Here is a 14,047-nt window from a genome sequence, read left to right on the forward strand (position 1 = left end):
TAATTACCACATAAAATTAATATCTTGGTTGTATTTAAATACTACACTAAGTTCCTTTTTAGTATTCACAATACTTGGAATTTAAGATTATAAAAACAAATAAAGAAAAAACCAATCTATTATACAGATTGGTTTTAAGTCATTACTTATAGCTTTATTTTAACTTCATTAGTTTTCAACTTATTTTACCTTTTCATATTCCACATCAACAATAACACTATCCTCATAATTAATATCTATTGGATCTGTTGCATCTGTGTCCTTACTAAACATATTAACTTTTGCAGTAACCTTTTTCTTTGTACTAAGCTTATATATGAAACTCTTAATTCCCTTTACTAATTTTAAAGTGCACCACACTAAAACTCCGAAAACTGCAATAGCAAATAAAGCCTTAATAACAAAGACAGCTGCATAACTTAGTGCTACTGCTAAAACAATAAAAGTAGCAATGGATAAAGCTGATTTCAATAATTTTGAAATTACATTTTTGCCCTTTGTATATTCCATGATAATATTAGCCTTCTTTCAATTAATATGATTTATTTACTAAATACTATAATAATTATAACATATATATAGGATTAAATATTAATTCTTCCTTAAGAATATATTAATAATTCATTAAATAATTCACAAAATTCATTAAAAAACTACTACAACATTCCTCCATCTATTGTTATAACTTGGCCCGTAATATATTTTGAATTTTCACTGGCTAAAAAGGTTACAAGCATGCCTACATCACTCACTTGTCCAAATTTCATCATAGGTATTTCGTCAATTAAAGATTTACGTTCATCACTACTTAACCAACTATTCATTTCTGTGTCTATTACCCCTGGCGCTATTGCATTAACTCTAATATTAGAAGGTGCAAGTTCCTTAGCTAATGCCTTTGTAAAAGAATTAATTGCTCCTTTAGATGCAGAGTAAATAACTTCACAAGAAGCACCTACCTCTCCCCACATTGAGGATATATTTATTATGCTTCCACTTTTTTGTTTTATCATCTCTTTTACTGCGTTATGAGAACAATTAATTGTGCCCTTAAGATTTACATTTAAAATATTGTCCCACTCCCGTGGTGTGGCATCCATAAATAACCCTACCTTAGATATTCCTGCATTGTTTATCAAAATGTCTACTTTGCCTAACTTTTCAACAGTTGTTTTTATCATCATTTTTGAGAACTCATAATCACTTACATCACCTTTGATTTTCAAAGCATAAGCTCCCATATCGCTAATTTCCTGAAATGTTTCTTCAGCTGCTTTATCATTACTTCTATAATTTATAACAACGCAAGCACCTGCTTTTGCAAGCTCTATAGCAATACCTTTTCCTATTCCTCTAGATGCTCCTGTGACTATAGCTACCTTGCCTTCTAATCTCATATTCACTTCTCCTAACCTTTAAATTTCTTTACTAATTATTAGTCTTTTTAATAACTTGTAATACAATACATATTAACCCCATAATAATACTAATACTAATAGTACTATTATGATTATATCAAACATCTTTTGCAACTATTCACTTAAGAAAATCTTCTATTATAAAATAAGATTATATTATAATGTTTTATGTTACGCAGTTTGTTATATAACTTTTTATAGTATATGGATTATGTTACAATTGTAGGTGAATTATAAGATTCTTGTGAAGTTTAATAAAACCATTAGGAGGAAGATATTTTATGGACAATTTTACTTTTCATAACACAACTAAAATCATCTTTGGAAAAGGTTCCGAAAATCGAGTAGGTAAAGAAGTCAGTAAATATAGTAAAAAAATACTTCTTCATTACGGTGGTGGCACTATAAAAAAGACTGGTCTTTATGATAGAGTAGTTTCTTCATTGAAGAAATCCGGAGTTGACTATATTGAACTTGGTGGGGTTAACCCTAATCCAAAATTAAGTCTTGTTCGGGATGGCATAAAAATATGTAAAGAAAATGATATTAACTTTATATTGGCAGTCGGCGGTGGAAGTGTTATTGATTCGTCAAAAGCTATTTCTATTGGTGCCTTATATAACGGAGACGTTTGGGACTTTTATTTAGGTAAAGCAAGAATAAAAGACTCTTTACCCATTGGTACTATTTTAACCATTCCAGCAGCTGGAAGCGAATCAAGTACAGGTAGTGTTATAACAAATGAAGACGGAGCTTATAAACGTGCGGTTAATTCAGAATTAATATACCCTAAATTTTCAATATTAAATCCAGAACTTGCGTTTACCTTACCGAAATATCAGGTGGCAAGTGGCTCTGCAGATATATTGGCTCATTTAATGGAACGCTACTTTACTAATTCACAACATGTTGAACTTATGGACAGAATAATTGAATCTACAATGAAAACTGTTATAAACAATGTTAGTACTGTTTTAAGTCAAGCTGATAATTACGATTCTTGGGCTGAAATCATGTGGTCAGGAACTGTTGCACACAATAATTTACTTAACACAGGGAGAGTAGGCGATTGGGGTTCACACGATATCGAGCACGAATTAAGCGGTATATATGATGTTGCTCATGGTGCCGGTCTAGCAGTTATATTCCCAGCCTGGATGAAATATGTTTATAAACATGATATCAATAGATTTGTTCAGTTTGCTGTTAGGGTTTGGAATGTAGAAAATTCATTCAACGTACCTGAAAAAACAGCTATCGAAGGAATAAAAAAAGTTGAGGATTTCTTTAAATTAATAGGTCTTCCAACTAATCTTAAGGAACTTGGTATTACAGATGACAGGTTAGAAGAAATGGCATCAAAAGCTACAAATTCCGATTCATCAACAGTTGGTAACTTTGTAAAGTTAGGAAAAGAAGATGTCTATAGCATCTTAAAACTAGCTCAGGAAAAATAAACAAGACCTACTAAAAAATCTATTATTAAACTAATTATTATAAGTAAACGATATATTCTTGCAATATAGGGAATAATCTTTTATATTTAATATAGGGCATACGTCTTTTTAATGACAATTAAAAATTAGAAAACACGAGGAGGAAATTAAATTGAGTAATATTGAACAATTAACTGTAGATACTATAAGAGTTTTATCCGCGGAGGCAATACAAAAGGCAAATTCAGGTCATCCAGGTCTTCCACTTGGTGTTGCACCAATGGCATATACATTATGGTCAAAGCATATGAAGCATAGTCCATCCAATTCAAAATGGCAGGATAGAGATCGATTTGTATTGTCAGCTGGTCACGGATCAATGCTTGAATACTCACTACTTAATCTTTTTGGATATGGATTAACTATTGAAGATCTAAAGAATTTTAGACAATATGGAAGTTTAACACCTGGTCATCCTGAGTATGGTCATACAAATGGTGTTGAAGTTACAACAGGCCCCCTCGGACAAGGAATTGCTAATGCTGTAGGTATGGCAATAGCTGAAAGTCATCTTGCAGCAAAATTCAATACAAAAGAACATGCTATTGTAGATCATTATACCTATGCTATATGTGGTGATGGCGATAATATGGAAGGTATTTCTGGCGAAGCAGCATCACTTGCAGGTACACTAGGCCTTTCTAAACTTATCCTAATGTATGATTCTAATAGTATATCTATAGAAGGATCAACAGATATTGCATTTACAGAAGATGTTGCTAAAAGATTTGATGCCTATGGATGGCAGGTAATAAACGTAGAAGACGGCAATGATATGGATGCAATCGGCAAAGCTATTGAACTTGCAAAACTTGAATTAAATAAACCAACCTTTATTAAAATTAAAACTATTATTGGATTTGGTTGTGCTAAAAAACAAGGGTTAGCATCAGCACATGGTGAGCCACTTGGCGAAGATAATATAACTGAAATGAAAAAATGCATGGGTTGGGATTTAGCTCCATTTTCGATTCCAAATGAAGTAACTAACCATATGGAAAGTATTAAATCTAAACTTGCTAAAAAGGAAGAGGCATGGAATAATCTTTATGCTGTGTATAGTAAAGAAAATCCTAAGCTTGCTAAAGAATATGAAGAATGGCAAAGCGGAGACCTTGCTGTAGACCTACTAAAAATTGAAGAGTTATGGAAATTTGAAGGAAAGTCAGCAACAAGAAGCTCTTCAGGAGCAGTAATAAATATATTAGCTAAATATATACCTAACCTAATAGGTGGTTCGGCAGATCTCGCTCCTTCTAACAAAACATATATGAAAGGCATGGGTGATTTCTCAAGAGAAGATAGAAGTGGTTCTAACCTTCATTTTGGAGTACGCGAACATGCAATGGCAGCTATTGCAAATGGTATTTATGCTCATGGGGGTCTTAAACCTTTCGTTTCAACTTTCTTTGTGTTCAGCGATTATATGAAAGGTGCAATGAGATTATCTGCGCTTATGGGTCTTCCCGTAACTTATGTGTTAACGCATGATAGTATAGCAGTTGGTGAAGATGGTCCAACTCATGAACCAATTGAGCATCTTGCAGCTTTAAGGGCTCTACCTAACTTTAATGTGTTTAGGCCAGCTGATTCAAGAGAAACAGCTGTTGGTTGGTATTCTGCAATTACCTCAAAGACAACTCCTACTGCATTAGTACTAACAAGGCAGAATCTTCCTTTGTATGATGAGACATCAATCGAAGCTTTAAAAGGTGCTTATGTGTTAAAAACTTATGAATTGAAAGGTCAAAACCCTGATATTATTTTAATGGCTTCTGGGTCTGAAGTAGAGTTTATTTATGAAGGCGCGAAAGAATTAAATAATCAAGGTATAAAAGCTAGAGTAGTAAGTATGCCATGCCTCGATTTGTTTGAAGAGCAAACAGCAGAGTATAAGGAGTCTATATTACCATCAAGCGTAAGAGCAAGGCTCGCTATTGAAGCTGCTGCTTCCTTCGGTTGGCATAAATATGTTGGTTTGGATGGAGATGTAATTTCCATTGATAGATTTGGAGCTTCAGGTAAAGCCGATGTTTTATTTAAAGAATTTGGATTTACAGCAGAAAATGTTGTTAATAAAGCAATTAAATTACTCCATAAATAATTCAATAAAGAATAAAAAAATACAGGAATTTAATCCTGTATTTTTTTATTCTTTTTTTATTGGATTTCCCAATTTTCTAATAAGTATTTTTCAGCTTCCTCACACCAAAGACCCTTATTGTTGTTTGTAATTTCTGCGAGTTTTTTAAAGCGAGGGTCTATTTTACCTTTTTCTTCAAATTCATCAATTGCGGTAATATCCATAAATATATTTGTATATATTAGTTTTTTACCTGCTGGCACCTCTGTTAGTTTGAGTGTTGCATCTGCTGCACTATCTAATCCTCCTATATGAGTAACCATAACTGCTGGATTTATAATATTCTTTTCTGTCATTCTTAATGACTCAATCATATCATTTGTATTTCCGCCAGTGGTTCCAATAGTATGGGTTGACTGATAATGAACATTATAGAAATTAAATGTAGCTGAGAATTGTTTATCTGTAGGGCCTGCAAAGAAGTTTAAGCAACCATCTCTACCTAATATTTTGTCTCCTTGCTCAACTACAGGTTTAACTGGAGAATATACAAATACATCATCAAAGCCTGTTCCACCTGTTAAATCTCTTAAATAAGCAGGAACATCTTCTAGTTCTTTTGTATTTACAAATATTAGTTCTATTCCGGCTTTCTTAGCATCCTCTTTTGTAAATATCATTCTTGCTCTATCTATTCTATTTTGATCTATGTCCGTCACCACAATTAACCCTGGTTTTCTATCACAGTGCATTGCATAATCAATTGCGCCTAGTCCCATAGGACCAGCAGCTGCGAGCATTGCAAGTTTTCCACCTTCAACAATTCCCATCTTATGTTCATAACTACCCATTACAGTGTGGAAACTTGCATGAAAACCTCCAATATTACATGACATTGGTTCAGCTAGTGATGCCTCATAATATGCTTTGCCGTCATATTTAAGTAAACAGCCAAGTTCCATTACCTCGTGTGGCACAATCACGTAAGTTGCGGCTCCACCACAATACCTATAAGAATATCCTGGAGAATCCATACTTCCTTTGTAGTTTAAAGCTGGTTGTAAAGAAAATTTATCTCCTACCGTGAAATCATTTTTCCATTTAGAGCCTACCTGAACTATATCTCCTGCCATTTCGTGTCCTATTATTACGGGATTAACCTCTATATCGCTAGGTACTCTTTTATGGTCACTACCTAATATAGCTGCTTTATAAGTAGACATACATATACTGTCTGAAACTACTTTAACTAATATTTCATCATCTTTTATTTCAGGAAGTTCAAATTCTTCCATCCTTAAATCTTTTTTACCATATAATCTTACTGCTCTTGTTTTCATATAATTACCACCTTTGTTGTTTTTATAGATATTCGTATTCTACTTGTTTTTCTAATTCGATAATTGTACTAATTTCACTTGCTTTTGTACCAGAAGTCATTACATTAGCTGCACCTGTAGCTACAGCTAATTTCACTGTTGCTTCAAAGCTAAGTCCCTTTGTTATAGCATATGCAAGGGCTGCAACCATTGAATCACCAGCTCCCACTGTACTTTTAACATCTACCTTAAGGCCATGAGCATATATTGAACTATCTTTATTTACAAAAAGTGCTCCCTCACTACCAAGAGATACTGCTACTATACTGATACCATAATCTAACAAACCTTTTGCTACTTGAGCTGTTTCAGCTATTCCATTTATTTTTTTATTAAACATACCTTCAAGTTCATCTATATTGGGTTTTATAAGATAAGGCCCAGATAAAATACCATATTTAAGTAGTTCACCATCTGCATCTAATATAGTCTTTACACCTTTTTCTTTAGCCTTAGCAATCCAATTGCCATAAATTTTCTTATCTACGTTACTAGGGACGCTTCCTGATAAGATAATAATATCTTCACTCTTTATATTGTTAAAAATATTATTACTTAATTCATCTAAGGTTTTTGAACTTACCTCTGGACCTGCTTCATTTATATCTGTATTAGTATGGTTAATTGGGTCTACAACCTTTATATTGGTTCTTGTTTCACCTTCTGTAAATATAAAATTATTTATAATTTTTATATCATCTAAATATTCTTTTATGAACAACCCCGATTTACCAGAAAGTATTCCAGTTGCGCGACTTTCACCGCCTAAATTTTTTATTACTTTTGAAACATTAATTCCTTTTCCACCAGCATCTAGCATTACCGATGTAACTCTATTAACACTCCCTACATTAAAATCATTTATTTCAATAGTTTTATCAACTGCCGGGTTTAAAGTTATAGTTGTAATCATATTTTCACCTCTTATAATTAAGATTTAATCTTCAGATCTTATTGTAAATAAATCGTAAATATATTCAAGATCTTGTGTGCTTTTAAGCTTATTTGTTATACTATCATCTTCACCCTCAATAGCAATGGCAATATTTGAAAGTATCTGTAAATGTTCATCGCCAACTCCAGCAATACCAATTACTAGATAAGCAAGTTCTTCCTCAAACATAATACCTTTTGGAAATTGAAGTACTACCATTCCAGTCTTTTTAATGTTTTTCTTAGCTTCTCCAACTCCATGAGGAATTGCTATCCCTTTGCCAATATAAGTTGAAAGATCATCTTCTCTTTGAATCATGGCATCCATGTATTCTTCTTCTACATAGCCACTTTCAAACAAGAGTCTACCTGCCATCTTAATTGCAGTATATTTATCTGTACTTTCGAGTCCTAATTTTATATTTTTCTTTTCAAGAATTTTGCTATCATTTTTAACTCCATTTTTTGTAACACTTTTATCTTTAGTATTAACTTCAGTATTAGTAACACCAACTGGTTTTAATCTTGCTGAAAGAATTTCAAAAGCGGGGTTGTTAAGAAAGTCTTTAACTGATATATGTTCAGCATTAGGTGCTACATTTTTCGCTCTTGCTGTTAACGTTTCATGAGTAATAACAATTTGAGCATCTGCTGGGATATCTTCTATAGCACAATTTACTACATTAATTTTATAACCAGCTTTTTTAAACTTAGTTTTTAAAGTTGTTGCTCCCATTGCACTTGATCCCATACCTGCATCACAAGCAAATATTACTTTATCAAAAGTTTCAACTTTTTTATCAGTTGTTTCTTTAATTTCTTTTTTTCCTTTTAATCCACTAGATTTTAATTTTGCTTCTTCTAGTTCATTACCATCTGTTTTACTATTAGTACTCTTTATTATTACAGATGCAACTAAGAATGATACCACAGTAGCTACGAACACACCAGCGAGTACTGCAAAATATCCACCTTTAGGAGTCATTGCTAGTATCGCAAGTATACTTCCTGGAGATGCTGCTGCAATTAATCCTGCCCCAAAAATCTGGAATGTAAATACTCCACTGGCTCCGCCACAAATTACTGCTAATATAAGCAAGGGATTCATCAAAACATATGGGAAATAGATTTCATGTATACCTCCAATGAAATGGATTAATATTGCTCCAGGAGCTGATTCTTTAATTGCACCTTTTGCGAACACCCAATATGCTAATAATATTCCAAGCCCTGGGCCTGGATTTGATTCTAATAAGAAAAATATTGATTTTCCAGCTGCTTTAACTTCTTGTACACCTATTGGTACCAAAATTCCATTACCTATTGCGTTATTTAAAAATAATATTTTTCCTGGTTCTATAAACACTGATACTAAAGGTAATAACCCTGCTTTTACTATGACTTCCACTCCGTCTTTTAGAAAACCATTTAACCCTAGTACTACTGGACCAACTCCTGAGAATGCAATTAATGTTAGTATTGCTCCAAGTATACCTGCTGAAAAGTTATTAATTAACATTTCAAAACCAGCCGGTACTTTTCCTTCAATGGCTTTATCGAATTTCTTTATAACATAACCACCGAGTGGTCCCATTATCATCGCGCCCATGAACATTGGAATATCTGCGCCTACTATAACTCCCATAGTTGCAATCGCACCAACTACTCCACCTCTTACTCCACCTACCATTTTACCACCAGTGTAACCTATTAGTAATGGTAAAAGATACGTTATAATTGGTGTTACTAATTTAGCAAAATTAGAATTAGGAAGCCAGCCAGCTGGTATAAATAATGCTGTAATTAGCCCCCATGCTATAAATGCGCTAATATTAGGAAGTATCATTCCGCTTAAAAATCTACCAAAGCTCTGTACTCTTTCTTTAGTTTTTCCTTTCTTTTTTTTGTGTGATGTATTATCCATAACTTATACCTCCATTAATTATTTACTTTTTGCTTATAAAATTCTTTTAATATATCATTTAATTCATTAAATGCGTATCCACTTTCCCCAGCTTTTAAATATTTGACAAAGTCAATTCTTTCAATAAGCATCTTGCTTACATAACCAATAACCTCTATTTGTAATGAACTACAATCTTCCGGTGCAAGCATTATTATTCCTAGCTTGATAATTTCTATTTCATTTTCACCATTTAAACATTCTAATTCCTTAGATAACTTTATTGCACCAAAGTATAATTTCTGTACTGCATCTGTCCTACAATGAAGTAATATCATTTCATGTCCTGTTACAACTATATTACCTTTTTCTTCTCTACTCTTTAGTGCTATTCTTAATTGTTCCTCAATCTCTATCTCTTGCTTTATCGCCCTACTAGCTTCAATTATTAATTCGTCAATGGTACTTATCTCAGGAATTTCTATTAAGAAAAAATTATCTAAAATCTGTATTATTGCTTCACTATATATATTTAATGTAATCAGTTTATCCTTAAATTTAATGTTCATAATTTTCTTATTTGAGTGAATAATGTTTGTGTTTTTAATATCTTTTATTTGTTTTGCTATCTTATCTTTATCTTCTTGAAAAAGCAGTGGATTAACTCTTACTACTGGTTTAAAGCATTTATCAATATTAACAGTAGATATTATGAAATCTATTTCTTTCTCTCTTAGAAAACTTTCTTCAATGTGAATTGTAGATATTATATCTACAATTTGTATATTGTCATACTCGCTTTCTATTCTGGTTGCTAGGAGCCTTGAGGTTCCCATCCCCGTAGCACAAGCAATGGCAACTTTATAAATATTTTTAATAAGAGTTTGACTATTTTCAATTGCAGCCCCCAGATGCATAGCAATAAATGCTATTTCAGCTTCAGGCATTTTTATACCTATATGGTTTTCCACAACCTCTGCACATTTAGTACTAATCCTCATTAAATCAGTATAATTAGCTTTAATTTCTTCTAAGAGTGGATTTCTAATATCAAGGTTCATTTTCAACCTTGTAATTGCCGTTCCAAGATGATTCACTAAACCATTCACTAAATTTCCATTGTTACCAAGGAACCTGCCTGTTTCAATTTCAGCTATTTTAATTACTTCCTTTGATAACTTTATAAGTTCAAAACTTCCTATTATCTTATTCCCAGCTTTATACTTATCCTTATAGTTTTTAGAACCTTTGATATGCATAGTTATATATCCAATTTCATCTTCTGGTATTTCAACCCCAAAGCATTTTGATATATTTACAGACAAATTAGATGCAATTAAATATTCCGAGCTTGTCTTAAGCTCTTCTAAAAACTCATGATTTATAGTTATTTTGTCTCCCTTCTTTACCCGCTCAATAGCAAGAGCAATATGAACAATTAATCCAACAAAAGCACTATCTACTAGTTTATAGTTTCGCTCTCTCTCCATAGTTTCAACTAAAACTTCTATCTTTTTTATTGTTTCATTATCTATCAAATTGAGTAGCCTATTACGAGAAGAGACTTCAATATCTTGATCTGCAACTACTGAATTTTCTAAATTTTGTCTTATCAACCCTAGTAGCTGACTCTCATTTGTATTTTCATAAATTAAACTAACCATAGCTTTTCTTATATGGTCCTCTCTTCCTTCTAAATATACCCCGAGTCCTTGTTTTCTAATTAACTTTAAATTGTGCTTTTTAAACCACCAATCTGTTTTCTCTAAATCATTACTTATTGTTGCCTCTGTAACTTTTAAAGTTCTAGTAAAATTGTATAACTTAACTGGCTCTTGATTTTGAAGTAATTCACTAATAATTATATTTCTTCTTTCTTGAGGCGAATAGAATGTTTCACCTTTTTCACCATTTAGCAAATTAATAATAGATTGCTTCTCTTTTAGAGTGCCTATTACTTTAATGCCAACTCCAGTTTTTCTATCTAAGCCTGCTCCATTTAGTTCAAGAAATTTTTCCACCTCTGTAATTTCTCTGAGTACTGTCCTGCCACTAACATCTAATTCTTTTGCAATACTGGAAATAGTAACATACTCGCTTTCATTACAAATAATTTGCAAAATATTTTTTATGCGTAGATTAATCTTGTAACCCTTCATAAAATTCCTCCAAATTTATTTAAAAGATTGTATCAATTTACTATAATGTTTGACGTATAAGTTTGCCCTATATTTACTTTGGTAATCACTGAGAATTTATTGCAGTAACAATTTCTCAATTACTTTAATTTGATTATAGCTCAGTAAACATTTACAAACAATTCAAAGATAAATTGATTAGTCATTAGCTAATGATGACAATATTTAATATCCGATTAAATATTGTTTATCTAACTAGCATAAACTCCGCTTATATTCTTCTAATTCACTTTCTAGAATCAGTTAAAAAAGTAATAATTTTTAATTTTTTTATTGAATATTATTTTATATTCCTACACATAATATTATTAATAGTTACTAACTCACAGCTAAATAGATGAGCTCATCATTCATATAGATACAGCTATAGGTTTTTAACTACCATAGGTATTAAATGAACTGTTTTAAATTTAGTTTTTTAGCTGTAACTATTATTTAATTCAGTTCATTTAATATTACATATTTGAAGTATCTATAAATTGTAATTTTCTTCTAAATTCCATAGACTGCTAATCTATGGTTTTTACTTTTATCATCTTTTGATATCTAAGCGAAAATCAACATTCTTATATAACTTTAACTTAATAAATTTTAAAAAATCATATGTACATTAAAATTATTAACACTCCTTCATTAATGATTTTATTCCAATATATCCTATTTATAAAAAACTCTTTATTTATTAGCCCAATTATGATATTATGTAGTAAATTAGTTAAAAAGGAGGTTGGTTATTATGTCATATAAAATTACTGATGCATGTGTAAGCTGTGGAGCTTGCGAACCTGAATGTCCAGTTAACGCTATAAGCCAAGGAGATTCATTATTTGTTATAGATGAAGATACTTGTATCGATTGCGGAGCTTGTGCAGGTGTTTGTCCTACAGGCGCTCCAGTTGAAGCTTAGTTAGAACATAATATTTATAATTATTATACAAGCTACTGACATATATGCCAGTAGCTTGTATCTTTTTTATCCATTTATATATTTCATTATTTAATTTAACAAAAAAAAGAAAATCCCTCAGCCTATAGCTAAGAGACTTCCACCCTATTTAACTGTCTTTTTGATAATTATTAATAAGTCTTATTAAAATTCTGCAGACCCAGTTGTTCTTGGGAATGGGATAACATCTCTAATGTTGCTCATACCTGTAATATACATAATAGCTCTTTCAAATCCTAATCCAAAACCAGCATGTTTAGTACCACCATATTTCCTTAGTTCTAAATACCACCAGTAATCTTCTTTATTAAGACCACACTCTTCCATTCTAGCTTCTAGAATATCTTGTCTTTCTTCTCTTTGGCTTCCACCTATAATTTCCCCTATACCTGGAACAAGTAAGTCTGCTGCTGCAACTGTCTTATTATCATCGTTCATTCTCATATAAAAAGATTTTATCTCTTTTGGATAATCAGTTACAAATAGTGGTTTTTTGTATACCTCTTCTGTTAAATATCTTTCATGCTCAGTTTGAAGATCACAACCCCAAGTTACTGGGTACTGAAATTCTTTCCCTGATTTTTGTAGAATATCTACGGCTTTCGTATATGTCACCTGCCCAAATTCTGCGTTTACAACACTATTTAATCTTTCAATTAAATTTTTGTCTACAAAACTATTGAAAAATTCCATTTCCTCTGGAGCATTTTCCATAACATACTTAATTATGTATTTCATCATATCTTCTGCAAGTTTCATATCATCTTTTAAATCAGCAAATGCTATTTCAGGTTCTATCATCCAAAACTCTGCTGCATGTCTTCCTGTGTTAGAATTTTCCGCTCTAAATGTTGGTCCAAATGTATAAACATTTCTAAAAGCTAAAGCAAATGCTTCTGCTGCTAATTGTCCACTTACTGTCAAACTAGTTTCTTTACCAAAAAAGTCTTGTGCGTAATCTACTTTTTTATTTTTATCCAATGGAACATTGGCTAAATCAAGAGTAGATATTCTAAACATTTCTCCTGCGCCTTCACAATCACTACCTGTAATTATTGGTGTATGTGTGTATACAAAACCTCTCTTTTGAAAAAACTCATGAATAGCAAAAGCAGTAAGTGAACGTACTCTAAATACTGCAGAGAATGCATTACTTCTTGGTCTCAAATGTGCAATAGTTCTTAAATATTCAAAAGAGTGCCTCTTCTTTTGCAAAGGATAATCAGTACTTGACATTCCCACGATTACTATTTTAGTAGCTTTTATCTCAAAAGGTTGCTTTGCCTGTGGAGTTACAACTAATTTTCCTTCTATAGTCAAAGACGAACTTATAGGTAATTTAGCTATTTCTGCAAAATTCTCTAACTCTTCCTCAAAAACTACTTGGATGTTTTTAAAGAAACTTCCATCATTAACTTCAATAAAACCAAATGCTTTAGAAGATCTTAACGTTCTTATCCATCCAGAAATTGACACTACTTCGTCTGCGTATTTTTCTTTTTCCCTATAAATCTGTTTTACCAATACTTTTTCCATATATTTACTCTCCTTGTAATATTATATTTTTAAATAATAAAAAAGCCATCCATCCCCTAATAATAAAGGGACGAAAGGCTATAATTTCGCGTTGCCACCCATTTTGTCATAAAATATGACCATTCTAATTAGTACAGAAATTAATATTCAATAAT

General features: G+C 31.9%; 10 protein-coding genes and 1 other annotated feature (1 of these 11 running past the window's edge). Of the genes, 3 read left to right on the top strand and 7 right to left on the bottom strand.

All coding sequences use genetic code 11. The features are described 5' to 3' along the window. Nucleotides 1–180 precede the first annotated feature (180 nt). The gene (locus tag LGK95_RS10970) at nt 181–510 is read right to left on the bottom strand and encodes a hypothetical protein (RefSeq protein WP_226124830.1); all 330 of its coding nucleotides are present in this window, start codon (nt 508–510) and stop codon (nt 181–183) included. A 146-nt stretch (nt 511–656) separates the two neighbouring features. Then, nucleotides 657–1,397 (bottom strand): elongation factor P 5-aminopentanone reductase, encoded by a 741-nt coding sequence (gene ymfI, locus LGK95_RS10975; RefSeq protein WP_226124831.1) that lies wholly within the window; start codon nt 1,395–1,397, stop codon nt 657–659. A gap of 302 nt (nt 1,398–1,699) precedes the next feature. On the opposite strand from ymfI, the gene LGK95_RS10980 reads away from it, so the two are divergent. Together LGK95_RS10980 and tkt are read left to right on the top strand one after the other, a co-directional pair. Continuing rightward, nucleotides 1,700–2,875 (top strand): iron-containing alcohol dehydrogenase, encoded by a 1,176-nt coding sequence (locus LGK95_RS10980; protein WP_226124832.1) that lies wholly within the window; start codon nt 1,700–1,702, stop codon nt 2,873–2,875. 151 nt (nt 2,876–3,026) lie between these two features. After that, entirely contained in the window at nt 3,027–5,018 is a 1,992-nt protein-coding gene (gene tkt, locus LGK95_RS10985; protein WP_226124833.1) for a transketolase, read from the top strand. Between the two features lie 56 nt (nt 5,019–5,074). On the opposite strand, the gene LGK95_RS10990 is transcribed toward tkt, so the two are convergent. Genes LGK95_RS10990 through LGK95_RS11005 form a run of 4 tightly spaced genes read right to left on the bottom strand, consistent with a single transcriptional unit; the run spans nt 5,075 to nt 11,371 of the window. Beyond that, nucleotides 5,075–6,337, bottom strand: a complete 1,263-nt coding sequence (locus LGK95_RS10990; RefSeq protein WP_226124834.1) for a zinc-binding dehydrogenase — start codon at nt 6,335–6,337, stop codon at nt 5,075–5,077. Nucleotides 6,338–6,359: 22 nt separating this feature from the next. Then, nucleotides 6,360–7,289, bottom strand: a complete 930-nt coding sequence (pfkB, locus tag LGK95_RS10995) for a 1-phosphofructokinase (RefSeq protein WP_226124835.1) — start codon at nt 7,287–7,289, stop codon at nt 6,360–6,362. Between the two features lie 24 nt (nt 7,290–7,313). Next, a complete protein-coding gene (locus tag LGK95_RS11000; RefSeq protein ID WP_226124836.1) occupies nt 7,314–9,233 on the bottom strand; it encodes a PTS mannitol transporter subunit IICBA in 1,920 nt (639 codons plus the stop codon). Between the two features lie 14 nt (nt 9,234–9,247). Then, nucleotides 9,248–11,371 carry a BglG family transcription antiterminator gene (locus LGK95_RS11005; protein WP_226124837.1) on the bottom strand — a complete coding sequence of 708 codons (2,124 nt, stop codon included), beginning with the start codon at nt 11,369–11,371 and terminating at the stop codon, nt 9,248–9,250. Between the two features lie 775 nt (nt 11,372–12,146). On the opposite strand from LGK95_RS11005, the gene LGK95_RS11010 reads away from it, so the two are divergent. Further along, a complete protein-coding gene (locus LGK95_RS11010; RefSeq protein ID WP_226124838.1) occupies nt 12,147–12,317 on the top strand; it encodes a DUF362 domain-containing protein in 171 nt (56 codons plus the stop codon). Between the two features lie 183 nt (nt 12,318–12,500). On the opposite strand, the gene asnS is transcribed toward LGK95_RS11010, so the two are convergent. Next, the gene (asnS, locus tag LGK95_RS11015) at nt 12,501–13,892 is read right to left on the bottom strand and encodes an asparagine--tRNA ligase (RefSeq protein WP_226124839.1); all 1,392 of its coding nucleotides are present in this window, start codon (nt 13,890–13,892) and stop codon (nt 12,501–12,503) included. 63 nt (nt 13,893–13,955) lie between these two features. Then, nucleotides 13,956–14,047: a binding site (T-box leader), on the bottom strand; it runs 180 nt beyond the window's last position.

The organism is Clostridium algoriphilum, from assembly GCF_020443705.1.
Lineage (GTDB): Bacteria > Bacillota > Clostridia > Clostridiales > Clostridiaceae > Clostridium_AD > Clostridium_AD algoriphilum.